The organism is Spirosoma migulaei, from assembly GCF_054776855.1.
The window spans coordinates 93,106-113,125 of sequence record NZ_BAAHBG010000028.1; the positions used below are offsets into that span (position 1 = coordinate 93,106).

Here is a 20,020-nt window from a genome sequence, read left to right on the forward strand (position 1 = left end):
CGTATATTGGGTTCACTATGAGCCCTATCCTGACAATTGCCCGTTTTGAATTCGCTTATCAGTTGCGACAGCCAGCATTTTACTTATTTGCTGTTCTTATAGTGGGGCAAGGAGTCTGGTACTCCTCCCAATTATCAACGCTTTATGCCTATAGTGATCCCGCTGTTACTGCGTACCTGACGTTAGCCTCGCTGGGGGTAATTCTGTCAGTAGCCACCGTTTTACTGGCTGGCCAATCACTGACGAAAGATCTGGAATATCGTACCAACGCATATCTCTACACCTTACCAATTACCAGTCGGATGCACGTTGCCGGGCGCTTCATTGGCACATACTGCGCGGCACTACTGCTCGCGTTATTTTATCCACTTGGCATTACACTTTTTACATCCATTTATACAACCAGTTCAGAAACGGCATGGCTAGCGCTCACGGACGGATTTATCCGGTTGCTTGCCCAAAACATCTTTATTGTTATTAGTCTGACGTTTTCGCTGACCATTTTTCTACGAAGTATACGAGGGGCTTATGTAGCGCTCTTTCTGACTGTTCTTTATTTTCTGCTCACCGAATCAAGCCTGAACCTTGTTTTGGATTCGGACCTGTGGCAACTGCTGGATCCATTTGGGGTAGGAATGGCGAGAGAATCTGTCGAGAATTTGCCGTTTAGCGATGATCCGCATGGATTTTTCGCTTACGCTGATCTATTTTTCATCAACCGGCTACTGTGGCTTGGCTTATCGTTTGGCCTACTAGCGTATGCAGAACAGCACTTTTCATTCGCCTATTTTGCCTGTAAAAAACCAGAAAAAACGCCCACCAAAGCCATGGCAGCCGGATTGCTGGCACCGTTAAAACTAGCTTCTGTGCAGCCTCGCTTTGGGGGTTGGTTATCGTGGCAAACAACCTGGCGGTTGGCAAAGCTTGAGTTTCTAAATCTGATTCGACAACCTGTCTTCCTGCTTACCGTAGGCTTACTCATGCTACTGGCCATCCTATTGGCAACAGTTTTAGGTTTGAACCCTGATTTCCCTGAACTGCCAATTACATCACGCATGACAGCCCTTCGCCTACCGTTAGGACTATTTATTGGCCTGTTTCTATTGGTGATGACTGGTGAGTTGGTTTTTCTCGAACGTACAGTAGGCTTTTGGTCTATTTATGATGCCCTGCCCCAATCCAATTTCGTTCTATTAGTCGCCAAATTAATGGCCCTAGTTGGCGTGGCTGCTTTACTGACTGTAGTACTTTTTGTTACCGGAGTTGGTGTGCAGCTTGGCAGCAGCTTCGACGATATTGACTGGGACCGCTATAGCGCTGATTTACTAACCGATGGCTTCTTACGGTATTGTCAACTCATAGCCCTTGCCGCATTGGTGGCCTCGCTCACAAATAATCGGCTGATGAGCCATTTCATCAATCTGCTCATTTTTGCTGTATTAGCCTTTGCCTATGAATTCAGCCCTGATAGCCAGTCCGTGTATTTCTACAGTTTCCTGCCGGGGTCTAAATCGTACTCCGACTTAATCGGTTTCGGGCCAACTACATCGCTTCGCCCTATTGTTCATTTTATGTGGTGGGGCGTAGCGGGCGTTTTATTGGCTTCATTTTTTCTCACCTGGAACCGGGGTGTAGTCAGTAGCTTGCCCGAACGTATTGGTCAGTGGAGGGATCGGTTTACCTGGCCTTATCAGTTGGCGTTCGTACTTTTTGGTGCCCTAATAGGTTTATCAATGTGGCAAACCCAGCAACGCCTTGTTGCCTTGCCCGCTACGCAAACCACCCGGTATAAAACCACTACCACAACTGTTCGATCTCTATCCGGCCAGTTAATTAGCCTTCAGATCATACACCATCACCCCTATCAGATTCAGCATATGCAGCGCGTCGTTGCGGTGGCGTTACACAGGGGCGAACAACTCTTCGGTAACTACCCTTATGCCGATTTGCGCATCAAAGAAATACCTGCTGGCATAGCTAACGTAGCATCTGAACCCGGCCAAATTCTGATCTCCGAAAGAGAAGGCTGGACTGCCGACAACGCGCAACCCGACAAGCTTGATTACATAGATTACCTGATTAGCCGTGAGGTATTTAAGCAATGGCTGGTGCATAAGCTAAATCCTGTAAAAAAAGCAGGAGACGGCTTTATCAGGCAGAGTCTGGCCGAATACCTGGCCTTGCAGGGTGTTGCCCGACACTATGGTTCCGAGCGACTCGCACAGCGTCTTACGCAACGAGCTAACTGGTACGCCAGAAGTCGGCAACGCAATCCTAAATCTGAACGGCCACTACTTCTATCGAGCGGAAATGATGCCGTCGAGCGCGGACGAGCGGCCCTTGCCTTAAGCAGTATTGAACAAGTGTGGGGAGATAAGCCGCTCAGTTTTACAATCAGTCAGTTTTACCAAAACGCAGTTCAGCACCCATCACAAGCTACGGCTACTGCTTTTTCTAATGAGTTAGCCCATCAGTTACCGGATGCATTACGCTATCTGGAAACTTATTTAAGCGATCAGTTCTGGTTCGATTTTAAAGTAGGTCGGGTTGCTAATTTGCCCAACGGCCTGACGGTTGAAATTATCTCAACGAAGTGGCGGGAAAATAAAATCGGCCAGAGACAACCAGTTCCAATCAACGACTATATACCGCTGGTCGTTCTTGACCAACATGATCACCCGATTTATCGGCAGTTGGCCCATCCCAATCCAGACGAACGGTACGTATCACTTCCGGCGCTTCCAAATGCCCGAAAAGTAATCATCGACCCGCTAGGTGCCTGGCCCGAGCCAAATAAACGTGATAATTACAAGATTTTCTGATTCTTCGACAGGATTTTTAACGCTAGAATTTATCTTGTTAATGCTGTCGAAAACGTTACAAATCCAGCACATAGAGTTGCCGGGCTATTTCCATGGTCAGGCTGGGATCGTAGGCCGCATTTAGTCGAACGGCGTTCTCGGCAACCGTTAGCGGCAAACCAGCTTGTTTACGCCGTTGGTTAACGTTCCGATAATCCTCAATGGGCCACACAAAGCAACGAGAGGCCGACGACGCACGAACTTTCCGACAGGCGATTTGTGTGCCATACAGTTGTGGTTTCTGCGCGTACATCAATGAACGGTCTAGCATCAACGCGTATTGATGAAAGGGCAATTCGCCTGCTTCGGCCGCTTTCTTTACGGCGGGCAGATAAGTATCTACTTTGTGTGAATGCTGAATGATATAAAAGACCGCTTCGTTAGTCGGCACGCCCACCATTGTTTTCCCCGGATAGCCATGTTGTCGCAGAATCATTTCGGCACGCTTCAGATTGCTCGAATCAATTAGAATCTGTTCACTCCAGAGTGCACCGGCCAGCTTCGTCCGACTCACCTTATATAGGGTGGTTAAACTATCCGTTAGCGGCTGATTATTACCCAGTTTAGTCAACCACACCCGATTGCGCTGATCCAGTACATACATACTGTCTAACTCATGTTTGAGTATGTTTTTCGATTGCGAAAAGGCGCAAACGGGTAGTAAACTGAGGGCGAATAGTAGGAATCTCATGATTAATTGTAAGTAATGGGCAAATTAGCAAAGATGAAGATACCGATGGCGGATTTTGAGTAATTTAGTAAGTCTTAATTTACCCTTTTTTATGAATCGCTTCACTCAACTTCTACTCTGTTTTCTACTGACAACTCCCCTGCTGGCCCAGATTCAAAAACGTGCGCTTACCGGTGCCGATTACGACCGCTGGCAGAGTGTCCGCTCCGAAAAAATTTCGAATGATGGCCGCTGGATTGCCTATCAGATTGACCCGCAGGATGGCGACGGACGGCTGGAGGTCGTAGCTGGTGGCTCGAACACCTCTACGACACGCTATGTATTCCCCCGTGGGTACATGGCCCAATTTACACCTGATAGCAAATTCCTGGTCATGCGCCTGAAAGTCCCGGTTGCTGATGTTCGTAAGGCGAAACTCAAAAAGCGAAAGCCCGATGAGATGCCTAAGGACAGTCTCCTCGCTCTGAATCTGTCGACCGGAAAGCCAACCAAATTGCCGAATGTCAAATCGTTTTCATTTGGCAAAGAAGCCGGTTCCTGGCTGGCGGTCGTTCAGGAACGGAAAGATGATAAAGAAAAAACGACGCCTAGAGGCAGTGCCCAAAGCTTAAAAGACACGCTTAATCCAGCCCCTCCTGTTTCTACAACCATTATAGCCACGCGAAAAGGCCCGGCAAAAAAACCAAAGGGTGATGATCTGACACTCTTCAACATGGCCGATGGTTCGCGAAAAACAGTTCGGTATGTTTCAAACGCGGTTGTATCTGATAATGGCCAGGCTGTATTTTACAGTAAAGAATCTGCCAATGACTCGCTGAAAACGGGCGAAAACGCGGTACCAGGTGTGTTTTTGTTCAATTCGGCCAACGGGAAAACGATGCTGGTGGACACCAGTTCAAAGCGGAAGATTTATAAAGGGTTGGCAATAAACAAAACCGGTGAGCAACTTGCGTGGATGGCCTCTGCCGATAGTGCGGGCGCTGATGTCAAAGTGTTTTCGCTCTATTATAAAAATCTGGCCCCGGCAACCGTAGCTAAAGGAAAGAAGCCGAAAACGCCCGTAATCGAAGCCCCATTTACGGTGATAGCCGACACGGCTGCCAAAGTTTTGCCCAAAGGCTGGTCGGTGAATGAGTTTCGTGAGCCGAAATTTGCGGATGATGGTAAGCGGCTGTATTTCTCAACCTCACCCATTGCGCCCAAGCCTACCAAAGACACGCTGACACCCGATGATGAAAAGGTTCGCATGGACATCTGGACCTGGACAGACACGCGTTTGCAACCCATGCAGCAACGACGGCTCAAGGAAGAAAAAGAACGCGGTTTCCTGACGGTTTATGATCTGGCAACCGGTAAAGTTATTCCATTAGCGAATCGGGAAGTGCCAACAGTAGCCTTCGACCCTAAAGTCAATACACGTTACGTATTAGGCTTGAGCGATTTACCTTATCAGGTTCAGGCGTCCTGGGACCCCGGCCATACAGACTTATACCTAATCGATGTTCAAACAGGCGAGAAAAAGCGAATCGCTAATGATATTATGGCGTCGCAACCGAAACTATCACCCGAAGGAAAGTATGCTTATTGGTTCGATGAGCGCGATTCACTCTGGCGGGCCTGGTCAATACTGGATGGCAAACGCATTGATTTGACGCGTGGTTTGCCCAGCAAATTTTTCGACGAAGAGCACGATACACCAAACCTACCCGGTGCCTATGGGGCAGCAGGCTGGACAACCGGCGACCGTTATGTGTGGCTGTATGATCGTTACGATATCTGGCAGGTTGACCCTACCGGCCGCGAGAAGCCGCTGAATTTGACTGCGAGCTGGGGTCGCAAAAATAAGGTTCGTCTCCGTCGTGCCGAACTGGACAATGAAGAGGATGATGCACCCGGTAGGCGGGGCGGCTCTATCGAAAAAGGTATAGACCCTAAAACCGAATTGTTCCTGACCGGCATCTGGGAAAGCGATAAATCGACCGGGATTCTGAAAAGTAAGAATGCACTTGCGGCAACAGACCCAACAACCCTGAGCCGCAGCAATCACCGTTATTTCGGGTTGAACAAAGCGAAAAATGCGTCGACCATGACGTTTTATAAAGGGAATTATCAGGAACCGATCAACATTTTTGTGACCGATACAACGTTGGCTACGCCGAAACAACTAACCCATGCGAATCCACAACAGGACAGCATCCGATGGGGCAGCGTAGAAATCGTGAAGTGGATCGGCACCAACGGCATCAAACTCGAAGGACTGCTCTTCAAGCCAGAAGGGTTCGATCCGAAAAAGAAATACCCAATGCTGACGTATTTCTATGAACGCAATGCCGAGACCCTGAACGATTACCGGGCTCCTTCTCCAAGCCGGTCGACTATTAACGTTCCCTACTGCGTGTCCAATGGCTATCTGGTCTTCATTCCGGATATAGTTTACACAACTGGCCAACCAGGGCCTAATGCCTATGATTGTATCGTGCCGGGTGTGCTGAGTTTGTTGGATAAGGGCTTTGTTGACCGCGACCGACTGGGTATTCAGGGGCAAAGCTGGGGTGGTTACCAAACTGCGTACATCATTACCCGCACGAACCTGTTCCGAGCTGCCGAAGCAGGGGCTCCTGTTGCCAACATGACGTCGGCTTACGGTGGTATTCGCTGGGAAACGGGTATCAGCCGGGCGTTCCAGTACGAAAAAACCCAGAGCCGCATTGGCGGTACACTCTGGGATAAGCCGATGAATTACATCGAGAACTCTCCGCTTTTCTTTGCCAACCGGATAGAAACGCCCCTCATGATGACGCATAATGACGCCGATGGGGCCGTCCCCTGGTATCAGGGAATCGAGATGTTCTCGGCGCTACGTCGCTTGAACAAGCCAGTCTGGATGCTGGTCTATAATGGCGAAGGCCATAACCTGACGCAACGGCACAATGCCAAAGATCTAAGCGTTCGGCTGTATCAGTTCTTCGATTATTACTTGAAAGACGCACCCATGCCAATCTGGATGAAGGAAGGTCGCTCAGCCGTTGAGAAAGATCGGGGCGAAATGAAGTATGGTCTATCAGTAGGGTCGACGCAAACCCAAAGCAGCGGGACAAACTAATGGTAATGTATAATGGACAATGAATAATGAAATGACCAACACGTCTGTAAAATTGTACATTACTCATTGTCCATTATACATTGCCATTAGTTTATGTAACTTTACAGAAACAACCCGCCTACATGTCCATTAGTAAACAACCGTTACTGTACGTAGGCTCTCAGGGAGAAAAACATTTGTACACGCTATTCGATAGTGGCGCAAACCTGTCATGTATAAACCCGGAGCATGTTCCAGAGTTAGCCCATTTAGAAAGTCTGGGACGGATAAGGCGTGTGGCCACAGCTGCAAAAGGCCACTATATTGAGATAAAATATCGCGTTACGCTGGATTTTTATTTAGAAGATGTCCTGTTATCTGATGAATTCCTGGTCGTTCCTGATTTAAGCGAAGAAGCAATCATTGGCGCGGCCACCATGCAGAAGTGGCGAATAAAGCTTGAACGGTCCGCCGTTGCGGTTCGAACATGACACGGCCCATGTAGATCCTAAAGTGGCCAAAATGCAGTTGATTTAGAAATTAGGTTTATTAACCACAGAGGCACAGAGAACACAGAATTATAAATAAGCTAAAAATTCTATGTTCTCTGTGCCTCTGTGGTTAATAATTTTACATAGAAGCTGTTTAAACTTTTCTCTTTATAGAAAATCTAGGCTGCTTTTTTGTCATCCCGACGCAGGAGGGATCTCAAGATTCCGTATTAGTCAAGCTTGAGATCCCTCCTGCGTCGGGATGACAAAAAAGCGATTCTCTTTCAATAGAAATTAGAAAGTTTAAACAACTTCATAATTACTCAGTCGTTAAATTGAGTTTGTCATCGGCTTGAGGCCTGTTCATTTACGGTAAAATTCACCGTTTTCCCTTCCTGTACTTCCTGCCGTTTCGGGAACGAGTAGCTCCCACTTCCCTGAATAGAAAACGTACGAAGTCCAATCTTGCCATTTAGCACGGTCAGCGAAACGCCTGTGTTCATACCAGTCCGTTTTACAGAGCAAGTTCCCCAGGCCGAGCCGTTCGACCAGAAATACATCCCTGGTTTTGAGGTGATCGTCATGGATTCCGTTACGCCCGAATACTGAAACTGACTCCAGGCTAACACCGTGTTCCAACTGGTCATGGATCGGGCATAATGATAGCCGCACTCGGGTTCGTTAAATGGATTTCGCTTGCGACCGTCGAACCGATTCCGAATAGCTGCAAGGCACTTGAGTGCATTGTCGGTTTGGCCTTCATACAACATGCCAACGGCGGCACAGTATTCAAAGCCCGTCATCGACTCCGCAAAATACGGGAATGGTACTTTCAAACGTCCTTTGGGCCAGCTCGCCATTAATAAACCGGCTTCATCGCCCATCACATACGACCGCATATTATTAAAATGATCGGCGAAGTTGTCCAGATAATTGTACTTCATAATGCTTTTCAACGTAGTCTGGATGTGCTCCCGATTGGCCAGATAACCCAGCCCTACCATATGCGCCATCATCTGCCCAACTAACTGATCGACCAGGCAACCTTTTCCTAATTGATAGTCGGGCACACTAACGGTTGAGTCGCGTTCCCAGTTGAGAAAATCAAACGTTTTGGGATCTGTGATTTTATGCTCGTAGTATTCGCCATTGAACAGATTTTGATCCATCCAGGTACTCCCTTTTTTGGCTAAGTCATCGCACTTTTTGGCCAGTTCGGTATCGTTCATAGCCATAGCCATGTCGCGACCGGCTTTCAACGCGCCCAGATACCAGAAACCCATTTGTGGATTAGGGCCGTAATAATCGACATCCATCGTATTATGCTGCCGCCCTTCCATCACACCGTCCTGATTGCCATCCCAGCCGCCCTTGATCCAGGCATAGCTCAGCACCTTTTTCACCTGTGGCCAGTTCTTTTTCAGAAACTCCTGGTTGCCCGATAACTGCCAGTCCCGGTAGAATTTCATAATCGTTCCCAGTTGCCCGTCGGCTGCGGCATTCTGCCATTCCTGGGCTTTTTCCAGAGGAAGCATAACCCGGAAGCTCATCTTGCCAATGTCGTTGGTCGCATAATTGAACTCGATGTCGCGCATCGACTGCGATAAGTCGGCGAATAGAAAAGCGGTTGCCTGTTCATAATTCCAGACATGGGTACAGGAGCCAAAGCAGGAACCAAATTCATCAAAAACACCCTCCCAGCCCATCAGGTGCCCACTCGGAATTCGAAAAACCGTTTGTGATCGTAATGTAGCCAGATTAAATAAAGCGGCCTCTTTGATCACCTCCGGGTAATCGCTTTGCAGAAACGCATTGACAAATTGACGGGTCTTCATTTCCAAAGCGGGTAAGCGAGGCAGCGTTTTGATAATAACATCCCAGGCATCGGCATACTGGGCTGAATAGTAATTCCCCACGGCTGGCTGATCTGGTTTTGTTGAAAACGACGCCCAGGCCGCCCGATTCGGGAAATTCCAGGTAATGAAAAACGTGAATGTCTGGGTTTGTCCGGGGGCAATTGACTTCTGTACCGCCAGCGACGCCAGCGGGTCATCATCGACAAGCTTACTCTTTTCGGTCAGGACACCATCGGCACTGAAATCGTCCCAGAAATCGAGCATGGCATTCTCCCAATCGTTGGAGCGCGAACTGGTTCGGTAGCTTACTCCCGTAGTACTATTCGTTGTTAGGGCGATTGTTCCCCAGGCAGCATCCTGTCGGCTCACACTATCCGAATGCATAAAAATGCCTTGTACCTCGCCTTCGCGTTTGTAGGTATTTGTGTTCTTTTTGGCACCGATAGGAACGTAGTCGCCTTTCCAGTCTTTGATGGACTTACTCCCGTCCTTCCCAATAAAATTTCGCATCGACCCACACACCGATACAACCAGGGGCGTCTGGCCCGTATTGGTTACTTCATAAGCCAGCACGGCAATGGGAATCCCGCTATTATCAGCATCACCGGGAATGAATGGGTTAAAGCCTTTTACTTTCACTGTCACAGGCATTCGTTTGTCCGATAAATTGACCTGCCCAAACGGGTAAGCCGCATCGAACGAAGCATCGGTGAAGCGGGGAAAGCCATGTTGATTTACGGGCCGACCTTCGTAGTGCTGAAATTCGGATGGGTCCAGCGGGCCAAGTAGCGCTTTCGTCATGGATTTTCCCTGCGTCGGGCGCACATTGATCGCAAAAAACGGGGCGTTATTCCCAACAGTCACCGTGCTGAACCCTTTGGCCGGTTTGTTCATGATTTCCCAATCGCGCAACTCACCCCGACCGCCCAGCGAAACCGTTCCGGTACCGATACCACCCAACGGGAGTGCAATGTTCACCAGATGATCTTTGTCGTAATGCTTCAGGGTTGGCCAGGTAGTGGGTTTCCATTGGGCAACGCAGGTTTGCGCTATGAGCAACAGGAAACCAAGTAGATAGCTAGTTGATCGGTTTGTCTGGTTAGGGATACGGTTCATACATGACCTCGCTTTTGTACGTTCAACTGATAGATGGGTACGACTCCATCGGGGTCATACCCATCTATCAGTTGAACTCAATGATACTAAAAGCGTGGCCTTAGACAATTATTACTCTTTCATAAAAGAGGTTGATTCGAGCAAAAGAGAGCGATTAGGGATGTTCTCCTCTCTATTGAGCCACCGTACCTTCTTTCACTACTTCTCCTTTGAAATACAGCATCTGGGTGCCGCCTTCCGCGTTCGACTCAACTGTTACCGATTTGTTGAAAGCACCCAGGGCAGCCGCATTAAAGGTGGCTTTGATAACGCCCGACTGGCCAGGCATAACGGGTGCTTTAGGATACTCAACCCCCGTGCACCCGCAGGAGCCTTTAGCCTGGTTGATCACAAGCGGCAACTCCCCTTTATTGGTAAAGGAAAACTCTGCCGTAACGGGCTTGCTTTGGGGAATACGTCCGAAATCATGAGTAGCACTACGCCAGTTAAATAAAGCAGCCGGAATGGTCATAGCCATGGAGACTGTCATCAATACAAATGCGCCGAAAAACAGAAGACGTTTCATAGAAAAAATGGTTTTAGAAGATGTTTCGTATTGCCCACTCAGGCAACGATACAAACCTACCCCCTCCCCCCCTAAACCCTTGTTAAGCACTTCCTAACGTTTGTTAATGAGTTGTTAATGATGGAAAAATGAGCGATTGAGTGAATGAGTGATTGAGCGAATAACACGTACTTTACAGTCACTCTTTCGCTCATTTACTAATTCGCTCATTAAAAAATGTCCCGTTTGCGCCTGCTGGTTATTCTATCGGTGCTATCCATTATTGGTATCCTGGCCGTGCAGGCCGTTTGGGTGCGCAATGCCTATGCTCTGCGCGAACGGCAGTTCCGGCAGTCGGCGTTTATTGCCTTGCAGGATGTGGCCGACGACGTAGCGAAGCTGAATAACTTCACACTGAATCGGTATGCCGTTACACAACTCTCCGCCGATTATTTCATTGTCAATACCGACGCACCCATTGACCCCGCCACCCTCGAACTATTCATTCAGCGATCGTTGCAGCAGCATAATCTTATCACCGATTACGAATACGGTATCTACAACTGCGAATCAGATCGCATGGTTTATGGAGCCTACGTTAGCACAAGCAGTTCGGCCTTAACAAAAACCAAGCTTCAGGGAGGAAAAAACCTGCCTAAATTTCCGCGTTATACGTACTATTTCGGTATTCGATTCCCGAACCAAACGGCATTCGTAGCGGGCCAGTTAGATGGCTGGGTCTGGTCTACCATAGCCGTGTTACTGGTAGTCAGCTTCTTCGGATATACGCTGGTCGTGGTGCTAAAGCAGCGCCGACTGACCGAAGTGCAGCGCGACTTTATCAATAACATTACGCACGAATTACAAACGCCCGTCTCTACCATTCGCATTGCTGCCGATGTACTTCAGTCGGACACCATTACGCAACAACCCGACCGGCTGAACCAATATGCCCGCGTGTTAGGTGAGGAAAGTAGGCGATTACAAAAGCAGGTCAATAGCATCCTGCAATTAGCCCGCTCTGAACGTACTGGCTTCATTCTGGAGTTGGCCGATGTCAATTTGCACGAGCTTATGCGTGCGGCTGCCGACACCTTTGCCCCAGTTATAACGCTTGATCTCACGGCCAATAAGGCCCACATCCGGGCAGACCGTTACCAACTCGAAACAGCGCTAAACAACCTGATTGACAACGCGATCAAGTATTGTACCCAATCGCCTTGTGTACTACTGCATACACGAACAGAAGACAATCAGTTAATCTGGTCGGTTAGCGACAACGGTATCGGCATTGCTCAAAAAGACCAAAAAGCCGTTTTTCGGCAGTTTTTTCGGGTCTCTTCGGGCCATACCCATAATGTAAAAGGTTTTGGACTTGGGTTGTATTATGTTCGGCAGGTTATTCGGGCACATGGCTGGCAGATGAAGCTTACCAGTGAGCTGGGAAAAGGCAGTCAATTCGAAATAAAGAGTGAATGTGTGAACGAGCAAAAGGTCGAATCTCATTCACTCCAATCTATTTCCTGGTTGCGCTCATTCACTCATTCTCTATTTCACTTTTAATGTCTGCTCACATTCTATTCGTTGAGGACGATGTTAACCTCGGTTTTGTGATTCGGGATACACTCGAAAACGTCCCTTTTCAGGTTACGCATTGTACCAATGGCGTCGATGCCTGGGCCACGTTTCAGGCCGGATCATTTGATGTTTGTTTATTGGATGTAATGCTTCCGCAAAGTGATGGGTTTACCCTGGCGCGACAAATTCGGGCCGTCAATACGCAGGTGCCCATTTTATTTCTTAGTGCCTTAGCGAACAAAGACGACCGTTTGCAGGGTTTGCGACTGGGAGCCGACGATTACTTAACAAAACCCTTCAGTATTGAAGAACTGATCTTGAAAATTAACGTTTTCCTCCGACGAACAACGCCTTCGGCTGGCCATCAACCAGTTATACATACCATCCTCAATCGCCAGAATCTAACCCTCACGGTTAATGGACAAACGCATACGCTTACGCATCGTGAAGCCGATGTGATCGCTTATCTGCTCGATCGCCCAAACACGCTTGTTCGGCGCGATGAATTGCTGCGAGCCGTTTGGGGCGACGATGATTATTTTATGGGGCGTAGTCTCGATGTATTTATTTCCCGAATCCGCAAACGAATTGCCCAGGACCCAACCATCCGAATCGACAATGTACATGGTGTAGGCTTCGTTTTGCGGCAGTAGCCTACGAAGTTTAAAGAGCGCAAAAGTGCAGGATTATATAACGAATTTATCCACAGAGGCACAGAGAACGCAGAAATATGAAAAATTTATTTCAATCATTTATATCTCTGTGCTCTCTGTGCCTCTGTGGACAAATCCTTTACTTATTATCGATATCATTTATCTTGCGCCTAACTTCGATAAGCTACTATGATTTTCAGATACTGTACCATTGCACTAACTGCGCTATTCCTTATTTCTGGCTGCAAAACGGCTAAACTTCCAGCCAATACCACCAATATACCGACCGCGACAATTACTGAAGAAGGCTTTCTAAACTGTTTTGCTGCTGGCACCTCGCTGAATGGGCAGACGGTCTGGTGCGAAGCCTCGGCAGTGGCGTTCGATGGCAAAAATCTACTTTTCGCTAACGATAAGGATATGCCTGCCGGTCAGAGCCCGGTATTTATGAAAACACCAGCAACCTTGGCTGACTCGACCCAATCGCCTACCTACCTGACACAGCCTGCGTATTCGGTTGCCCGGAAATACGAAGATTTTGCCCAAACGCCAGACCGGAAATTCATCCTGCTAACTACGGCCTTCGACCGCCTGAAGCCCGGTAGTCACGACTGGGACAGCTACAATACCATTCTTTACTGGCGAACTGGCGATGAGCAACACCCGCATGTACTAGCTCCTGATGATACCAGCCGAAATTCCATGGCCTACCGCCAGCGAATTGCACAGGTACTGGCCACTACGGAATTTCCCGGCGAAATGCCTTATTTCAAGATCGAGGGGCTGGCCGCTACTGACAGCCAGCTCCTGTTCGGCATTCGGGAAGCGGGTAAATCATACGAGAGTTTTACCTACCAGGCCAAAGTTATTGGCGTATCCTATCGACTGGAAAAGAACGGAGATACGGAACGAATTCGCTTAGCGGATAACTGGAAAATTGTCAACGATTTCGACATAGCCAAAGCGGATTCCACCCTGCCGAAACCACTCGCTTTATCGAGCCTGGAATATGACCCGTTTCAGAAACGATTCTGGATGCTCACCTCTCAGGAAGCCAATGGAAAACTGGACGCTTATCTGTGGACGGCTACACCGGATGAATTATATACCAATAGGCCATTCACGCTGGTACGCGACGCTCAGGGGCAACCTGTACACACAGCCGGTCATAAAGCCGAAGACCTGACTCCGCTGGATGCCAGCCATCTGCTACTCATTTGTGACGACGACCGGGGCCGCACAACCGTTGGCACCCGAACCCGACAACCTAATCAGGCAGCCTACACGATCCTTACTGTATCGAGCCAAAAAAGTCGTATGTCCCTAAAATAAACGTAACGATCCCGGTTCCGTGCGTTGCTCCTTTTATTGGAATCAATTCTACATTGGTAGCCCCTCGCTTCTTCATGGCATCATACGCATTCTGCGAGTTCAAAAAGGACACGATCTCGTCGGCATCTCCATGATACAGTCGGGTTGGCGTACGGGGTTTCCAGTCGTGAATATCATTGTCCTGTACAGCAGCCAGAAAAGCTTTATCGGTACCATCATTGATGCCCTGTTTAAACGCATCCGTAAATGTCTGGTGGAGGCTCACATTAATTGACGCATTTATACCCTGATTCGTGATCTGCGTAGCATAGGGCTCTTTAAAGTAGGTCGACATGGGACGGTTAAGCCCGTAAATCCGATCATAGGTTTGTAATACCCAGACATAGAGTCGATTGATGTAATCAACACCAGCCGATTTATCATTGATAATCTGCTTCATAAAGGCAGGTTTATCGTAAGCACCAGCCCCACAACTCGACGCCACCAGGTTGAATTCATTCGTGGTTTCTTCCTCGATTTTCTTTTGCAGCGACATCGTTGCATAGCCTCCTTCCGAATAACCCGCAATAAACAGTCGCTTGTCCCAGTTTATAGCCTGATCGGCCAGAAAATCGCGGGTGGCCCGTAGCATATCGAGCGATGCCGTAGCCAGACCATTTCGTTGCTCATAGGTATGCGGAAGGTCTTTAGAAGCCCCATAGCCAATGTAATCCGGCGCGGCAATGATGTATCCCTGAGAAGCAAACACGGACCCGAACGAATAGGCTTCGCTACTCGTACCGAAGTTCGATGGCGCATCATTCTCACTGGTTATCGTACCATGTTGCATACTCAACAATGGTATAGCTGTTGGCACCGTGGGAATAATAAGCGCTCCGGATGCTTTAATGGGTTTACCGTCCGTATTTGTGGTTGTATAATCTAACCGATATGCTTTAATACCATAGCGGATAAAAAACTGAAGTGCGGCATTTGCACCTGTAAAGCGACTACGAAGTTGGTCGGTTGAATACTCCCCAATCAATGTACTACTGACTAATGTACGGGGCAAAACGGGAACAACAGAATCGGTATTCCCAGAGGTCTTACAGCCGACCGGTGCAATAAGCAACATACTCCCAACAAGGAGCAATGTAACGAATGATTTGATTGTCAACATGCAGTATGATAAAATGATAGACAGGCTATTTATCTAACGTTTAGCAAGTCCTTTTCGTTTGAATACTCTGGCGAATAGCAACTAAAAGTACATCAAATAATATACTGTATACCAGACACTTACAAAAATAACTATCTATTCAGACAACTGGAATGTGAACACCGAAAAGGTTCTACTACTGCCAAATCTATTTTACGCAGGCGTAGTTTCCCAGTTGTGTAGAGAGCGTTCCACAACAATAGGCATAGTACTTCCCGCTTACTCTATCAAATTAGTTGTCTTAAATCAGAATACGATCAATTTTAGACAAACCAGCTACTACACAATCACCTAAAAATCAGCAATTTACCAAAAAGGTTATCCAACAACGATTCCCATTGGATTAAACTGGTACAGCGTTTGGGTATCTATAAGCAATACCAAATATTCACAACGCTATGAACTATCAATGGAAATCAGTTGGAACGAAGTCGCTTGCGCTTCTACTGACTGCTAGCTTTCTGTCAGGGAATTTATCAATTGCCCAGAGTCAGAAAAAGAATTTGAATAAAACTCAAAAGGGAGCAATAGTTGGCGCTAGTGGTGGAGCCGTAGTTGGTGCCGTACTTGGCAAGACGAAAGGTAACACTGCTCTGGGTGCTATTTTGGGAGCAACAGTTGGTGGAGCAGCCGGTGCCGTGATTGGTCATCGAATGGATAAACGAGCTGAAGAAATTAAACGCCAGATGCCGGATGCTCAGGTCGAACGAGTTGGTGAAGGCATTAAAGTGAGCCTCGGTTCCGATATTTTGTTTGATACGGATTCCTATGCGTTAAAATCTGCTACCAGACAGCAATTGATCAATTTTGCTCAAACGCTGAATAAGGAAGAAGATACCGATATTCTGGTTGAAGGTCATGCCGATGCTACTGGTTCGGCAGAACATAATCTGGCCTTATCTAAAAAACGTGCCGATGCGGTTGCAGGTTTCCTGGAAGGACAAGGCGTGAAAACATCCCGGGTTGACGAAAAAGGATACGGTGAAGCGCAGCCAATTGCCGACAACGCTACATCAGCAGGCCGTCAGAAAAACCGTCGTGTCGATATTGCCGTATTTGCGAATAAACAAATGCAGCGTGATGCCAAAAACGGCAAGCTCAGCGAATAAAATAGATTCAGGCGATCAGGAATACTATTCCCGATCGCCTGAATCATCTAATTACCCAGTGTAATACCATTACCTCATTATTTCCTATGAATAATCCGAAAAAAGGCGATGCAGTGAGTTGGAACTATGGGAAAGGCAAAGCCAAAGGGAAAATTTCTGAAGTCCATGCGGAGAATATAGAGCGTACTGTGCAGGGTACTTCTGTTAAGCGCAAAGGCTCTGCTGCAGAGCCAGCTCTTGTGATTGAACAAGGCTCTAAACGGATTATCAAGTCGGCCAGCGAAGTTACCAAAAAATAAACGTCACTATGGCAACAGCAATCCTTACAGATTCAGACAAAAAAGAAATTCGACAAACGTTTGATGAGGTTGTCAACATGTCGGCTTCTGAGATTGAAAGCTGGCTCCAGACTGATGAGTCCAAGTCTGTTGGGCAAACAAAAGAGGGAGAAAGCGAATCGATCGGCCATAAATCGGGTAAACGCATCATTGAAATTCTGGGTACAAAAGCGAGCGAGTTAACGGATAACGATTATGCTCATATGGAGAAGGTTATCAGTTATGTAAAGCGCCATAGTGCACAGCAACCAAAGCATGTAGCCGATTCGAATTGGGCCTATTCGCTAAAAAACTGGGGGCATGACCCTACAACCAAAAAATAACAACAAATTAACATATACATTACTTTTTACGTTACCTTTCTGATTTGCTCAACACGAAACGTTATGACTTTTCAACCTAATTAACTCAACAAAACCAATCAACGCTATGAATGTAAAAGAAACCCGAACAGAAATCCTCGAACAGCTAAGCCAATTACTTACGCTTAGCCATGATGCAGAAAAAGGGTATCAGGAAGCCTCCGAGAATGTAGACGATAACGAACTTAAAACGTTGCTTCTGGCTCAGTCACGCCAGCGCGCAGAGTTTGCTCAGGAATTAGATCGTGAAATACGGGCCTTAGGCGGAGAAGCCGACAACGGTACCAGCTTAACCGCTGACTTACATCGGGCCTGGATCAATATCAAATCGACATTTTCTACAAATGACGATAAAGCCGTAGTACAGGAGTGCCACCGGGGTGATCAGGAAGCTCTGAATACCTATAACGCTGTATTACAGGAAACAGACTTAGTTGCCAGTACTCGCGAATTGCTGCTTCGCCAGAAACAGAGTATCGACTCGGCCAATTCAACAATGGCCCGTCTGGCCTTGGTAGTGTAGTGAATGGTGGGATTGGAAAGCCTGCTCCCTTTGGGGGTAGGCTTTTTTGTGCCTTTTACTTACCAAAACATTCGTACTATACAGGGAGTTTATCTCCCAAATTATACCTACTTATTCCTACGCAGACACGTTATGAGTAAACAATCTAACACAAATTCATTTTCAGAATCAATTCAATCCAAACCCGGTAAGCCCTATCCACTGGGTGCTACGTATGATGGCGAAGGTGTTAATTTCACCCTATTTAGCGAAAATGCTACCGCCGTCTATCTATGTCTTTACGACGCTGCTGACCCCAGTCATGAAACGGCTCGAATTCCACTTGCCGAACGCACCGATCTTGTCTGGCATATTTATCTTGATGGACTACAACCGGGTCAACTCTATGGGTTCCGGGTTGATGGTCCTTACGAACCACAGGCAGGTCATTTTTTCAATCCCAATAAGCTCCTGCTTGATCCTTACGCCCGTGCCATAAATGCACCCGTGAACCATAATGATGCCTGGCTGGCTTATGATTATACCAAACCAACATCGAGCGAAGAAGGTACGGACGAGTACCTGGTGATGAGTCAGGAGGATAGCGGTCCCACAATGCCCAAAAGTGTGGTGGTAGATACAGCGTTTGATTGGGAAGATGATGCCGCTCCGGCCACTCCGCTGCACCGTTCCGTTATTTACGAAATGCACGTAAAAGGATTCACTCACCTGCATCCTACCATCGAGGAATCGATTCGGGGTACGTATGCAGGCTTAGGCACACCAGAAGTAACAGATTATCTAAAAAAACTGGGTATCACAGCGGTGGAGCTTTTGCCTGTACATCAGTTCACCGACGAAAGCTATTGGGGCTATAACAGCATTGGCTTCTTCGCTCCCCAGAACACGTACTCATCATCTGGTATGGCCGGCCAGCAGGTTGCTGAGTTCAAACAGATGGTAAAGAACCTGCACAAAGCGGGTATTGAGGTGATTCTGGATGTTGTTTACAACCACACTGCCGAAGGCAACCAATTAGGACCACTGCTCTCGTTCAAAGGCATTGACAACCGGATTTACTATCACCAGGTTGGCGACACGCCAGAATACTACATGGACTACACCGGTACGGGTAATACGTTTAACCTGAGCCATCCTCGCGTATTGCAGTTAGTAATGGATAGCCTCCGCTATTGGGTAACGGACATGCACATTGATGGATTCCGGTTCGATTTAGCCTCAGCGCTGATTCGTACCGACGAAGAATTCGGTAGTGTTTCTTCGTTCCTGGATACAGTAGCCCAGGACCCTATACTGGCCCAGGTCAAACTCATTGCCGAACCCTGGGACATTCAGTCGTACCATGTTGGCGGATTCCCGGTTCGCTGGTCGGAGTGGAATGGCAAGTATCGGGATACGCTCCGGGCATTCTGGAAAGGAGACGATGGTAAGGCTGCGGAAACAGCCACTCGCTTATTAGGTAGCCCTGACCTATACGCCGATGATGGTCGTTCGCCAGCCAACAGCATCAATCTGATTACAGCACACGATGGGTTTACACTCAACGATCTGGTTAGCTATAACGACAAGCACAACGAGGCCAATGGCGAAGATAACCGCGATGGTTCCAACGATAACATGAGCTGGAACTGCGGTGTTGAAGGCCCTACCGATGATCCAGCGATTAACGATCTCCGTGAACGCCAGAAGCGTAATTTTCTGACCACGATGCTACTCAGCCAGGGTACACCCATGATTGTAATGGGCGATGAGTGTGGACGAACCCAGCACGGTAACAACAATGGCTACAATCAGGATAGTGAAATTAGCTGGATGGATTGGCACTGGAACGAGAACCAACAAGCACTGTTTGAGTTCACCAGTCAACTTACCGCCCTGCGTCAGGCTGTTCCTCTGTTGAGTCGGCGCCGTTTCTTTGGTAGTGAGCAAGTAGCCTATCTACGTCCGGATGGCGACGAAATGACCGGTGACGATCTACACAATCCCAATACGCACTGTTTGGCTCTTTTTATTGATGGGCTCCGCGTATCGGAACAAACCGAAGATGGTCAGGACATTGGGGATGAGCAATTAATCTGGATCTTGAACGCTTATTGGGAAGATATTCCATTTATGCTTCCGAAAATTGGCCGTAAAAGTTCGTCCTGGGAAGTGATTGTTGATACGTTTACGGGACAAGTCAACCCAACGATTGAGCCAACTAAAGGTGGCAAATCCATTAATGTGCCGGCACGTTCTTCGATCTTGTTACGGCTAAAATAATATAGACCTTTATTAGTAAAAATG

General features: G+C 47.7%; 15 protein-coding genes. 11 read left to right on the forward strand and 4 right to left on the reverse strand.

Going from position 1 to position 20,020, the window contains the following annotated elements; translation table 11 throughout:
* The first annotated feature begins 17 nt into the window (after positions 1-17).
* The gene (locus tag ACYVGO_RS28525) at positions 18-2,822 is read left to right on the forward strand and encodes an ABC transporter permease (protein ID WP_460972191.1); all 2,805 of its coding nucleotides are present in this window, start codon (positions 18-20) and stop codon (positions 2,820-2,822) included.
* Between the two features lie 55 nt (positions 2,823-2,877).
* Here ACYVGO_RS28525 and ACYVGO_RS28530 read toward each other — a convergent pair whose 3' ends face one another.
* Positions 2,878-3,552: a DUF6624 domain-containing protein gene (locus tag ACYVGO_RS28530; RefSeq protein ID WP_460972192.1), complete on the reverse strand. Its 675-nt coding sequence runs from the start codon at positions 3,550-3,552 to the stop codon at positions 2,878-2,880.
* A gap of 91 nt (positions 3,553-3,643) precedes the next feature.
* Between ACYVGO_RS28530 and ACYVGO_RS28535 the strand changes: the two genes are divergently transcribed.
* Both ACYVGO_RS28535 and ACYVGO_RS28540 read left to right on the forward strand, forming a co-directional pair.
* Complete coding sequence (locus ACYVGO_RS28535) at positions 3,644-6,655, forward strand: S9 family peptidase (protein WP_460972193.1); 3,012 nt, start codon at positions 3,644-3,646, stop codon at positions 6,653-6,655.
* A 122-nt stretch (positions 6,656-6,777) separates the two neighbouring features.
* A complete protein-coding gene (locus tag ACYVGO_RS28540; protein ID WP_460972194.1) occupies positions 6,778-7,125 on the forward strand; it encodes a pepsin/retropepsin-like aspartic protease family protein in 348 nt (115 codons plus the stop codon).
* Positions 7,126-7,469: 344 nt separating this feature from the next.
* Here the strand turns inward: ACYVGO_RS28540 and ACYVGO_RS28545 are convergent, their stop codons facing one another.
* Both ACYVGO_RS28545 and ACYVGO_RS28550 read right to left on the reverse strand, forming a co-directional pair.
* Positions 7,470-10,097 (reverse strand): GH116 family glycosyl-hydrolase, encoded by a 2,628-nt coding sequence (locus ACYVGO_RS28545; RefSeq protein ID WP_460972195.1) that lies wholly within the window; start codon positions 10,095-10,097, stop codon positions 7,470-7,472.
* Positions 10,098-10,269: 172 nt separating this feature from the next.
* Positions 10,270-10,662 (reverse strand): DUF1573 domain-containing protein, encoded by a 393-nt coding sequence (locus tag ACYVGO_RS28550; RefSeq protein WP_460972196.1) that lies wholly within the window; start codon positions 10,660-10,662, stop codon positions 10,270-10,272.
* A gap of 216 nt (positions 10,663-10,878) precedes the next feature.
* Between ACYVGO_RS28550 and ACYVGO_RS28555 the strand changes: the two genes are divergently transcribed.
* The 3 genes from ACYVGO_RS28555 (at position 10,879) to ACYVGO_RS28565 (ending at position 14,204) form a co-directional block, all read left to right on the forward strand.
* A complete protein-coding gene (locus ACYVGO_RS28555; protein WP_460972197.1) occupies positions 10,879-12,204 on the forward strand; it encodes a sensor histidine kinase in 1,326 nt (441 codons plus the stop codon).
* Positions 12,204-12,872, forward strand: coding sequence for a response regulator transcription factor (locus ACYVGO_RS28560; RefSeq protein ID WP_460972198.1), 669 nt, complete (start codon positions 12,204-12,206; stop codon positions 12,870-12,872). Before ACYVGO_RS28555 ends, ACYVGO_RS28560 begins: the two co-directional genes overlap by 1 nt.
* Before the next feature lie 189 nt (positions 12,873-13,061).
* On the forward strand, positions 13,062-14,204 hold the full coding sequence (locus tag ACYVGO_RS28565; protein ID WP_460972199.1) for a hypothetical protein: 1,143 nt from the start codon (positions 13,062-13,064) through the stop codon (positions 14,202-14,204).
* Here the strand turns inward: ACYVGO_RS28565 and ACYVGO_RS28570 are convergent.
* On the reverse strand, positions 14,164-15,363 hold the full coding sequence (locus ACYVGO_RS28570; RefSeq protein ID WP_460972201.1) for an alpha/beta hydrolase family protein: 1,200 nt from the start codon (positions 15,361-15,363) through the stop codon (positions 14,164-14,166). The genes ACYVGO_RS28565 and ACYVGO_RS28570 overlap by 41 nt on opposite strands.
* Positions 15,364-15,800: 437 nt before the next feature.
* Between ACYVGO_RS28570 and ACYVGO_RS28575 the strand changes: the two genes are divergently transcribed.
* The 5 genes from ACYVGO_RS28575 to glgX all read left to right on the forward strand — a co-directional run bounded on the left by ACYVGO_RS28575 (position 15,801) and on the right by glgX (position 19,996).
* Entirely contained in the window at positions 15,801-16,511 is a 711-nt protein-coding gene (locus ACYVGO_RS28575) for an OmpA family protein (protein ID WP_142774200.1), read from the forward strand.
* An 86-nt stretch (positions 16,512-16,597) separates the two neighbouring features.
* Complete coding sequence (locus ACYVGO_RS28580) at positions 16,598-16,810, forward strand: hypervirulence associated TUDOR domain-containing protein (protein ID WP_460972202.1); 213 nt, start codon at positions 16,598-16,600, stop codon at positions 16,808-16,810.
* A gap of 8 nt (positions 16,811-16,818) precedes the next feature.
* Complete coding sequence (locus ACYVGO_RS28585) at positions 16,819-17,172, forward strand: DUF3140 domain-containing protein (protein WP_142774202.1); 354 nt, start codon at positions 16,819-16,821, stop codon at positions 17,170-17,172.
* A gap of 106 nt (positions 17,173-17,278) precedes the next feature.
* Positions 17,279-17,734, forward strand: coding sequence for a ferritin-like domain-containing protein (locus ACYVGO_RS28590; protein ID WP_142774203.1), 456 nt, complete (start codon positions 17,279-17,281; stop codon positions 17,732-17,734).
* A gap of 132 nt (positions 17,735-17,866) precedes the next feature.
* A complete protein-coding gene (gene glgX, locus ACYVGO_RS28595; RefSeq protein ID WP_460972203.1) occupies positions 17,867-19,996 on the forward strand; it encodes a glycogen debranching protein GlgX in 2,130 nt (709 codons plus the stop codon).
* Positions 19,997-20,020: the final 24 nt, after the last annotated feature.

Bases quoted from the DNA above. Each gene is read 5' to 3' on its own strand.
- ACYVGO_RS28525 (WP_460972191.1), top strand. From the start codon at position 18: ATGAGCCCTATCCTGACAATTGCCCGTTTTGAATTCGCTTATCAGTTG.
- ACYVGO_RS28530 (WP_460972192.1), bottom strand. From the start codon at position 3,552: ATGAGATTCCTACTATTCGCCCTCAGTTTACTACCCGTTTGCGCCTTT.
- ACYVGO_RS28535 (WP_460972193.1), top strand. From the start codon at position 3,644: ATGAATCGCTTCACTCAACTTCTACTCTGTTTTCTACTGACAACTCCC.
- ACYVGO_RS28540 (WP_460972194.1), top strand. From the start codon at position 6,778: ATGTCCATTAGTAAACAACCGTTACTGTACGTAGGCTCTCAGGGAGAA.
- ACYVGO_RS28545 (WP_460972195.1), bottom strand. From the start codon at position 10,097: ATGAACCGTATCCCTAACCAGACAAACCGATCAACTAGCTATCTACTT.
- ACYVGO_RS28550 (WP_460972196.1), bottom strand. From the start codon at position 10,662: ATGAAACGTCTTCTGTTTTTCGGCGCATTTGTATTGATGACAGTCTCC.
- ACYVGO_RS28555 (WP_460972197.1), top strand. From the start codon at position 10,879: ATGTCCCGTTTGCGCCTGCTGGTTATTCTATCGGTGCTATCCATTATT.
- ACYVGO_RS28560 (WP_460972198.1), top strand. From the start codon at position 12,204: ATGTCTGCTCACATTCTATTCGTTGAGGACGATGTTAACCTCGGTTTT.
- ACYVGO_RS28565 (WP_460972199.1), top strand. From the start codon at position 13,062: ATGATTTTCAGATACTGTACCATTGCACTAACTGCGCTATTCCTTATT.
- ACYVGO_RS28570 (WP_460972201.1), bottom strand. From the start codon at position 15,363: ATGTTGACAATCAAATCATTCGTTACATTGCTCCTTGTTGGGAGTATG.
- ACYVGO_RS28575 (WP_142774200.1), top strand. From the start codon at position 15,801: ATGAACTATCAATGGAAATCAGTTGGAACGAAGTCGCTTGCGCTTCTA.
- ACYVGO_RS28580 (WP_460972202.1), top strand. From the start codon at position 16,598: ATGAATAATCCGAAAAAAGGCGATGCAGTGAGTTGGAACTATGGGAAA.
- ACYVGO_RS28585 (WP_142774202.1), top strand. From the start codon at position 16,819: ATGGCAACAGCAATCCTTACAGATTCAGACAAAAAAGAAATTCGACAA.
- ACYVGO_RS28590 (WP_142774203.1), top strand. From the start codon at position 17,279: ATGAATGTAAAAGAAACCCGAACAGAAATCCTCGAACAGCTAAGCCAA.
- glgX (WP_460972203.1), top strand. From the start codon at position 17,867: ATGAGTAAACAATCTAACACAAATTCATTTTCAGAATCAATTCAATCC.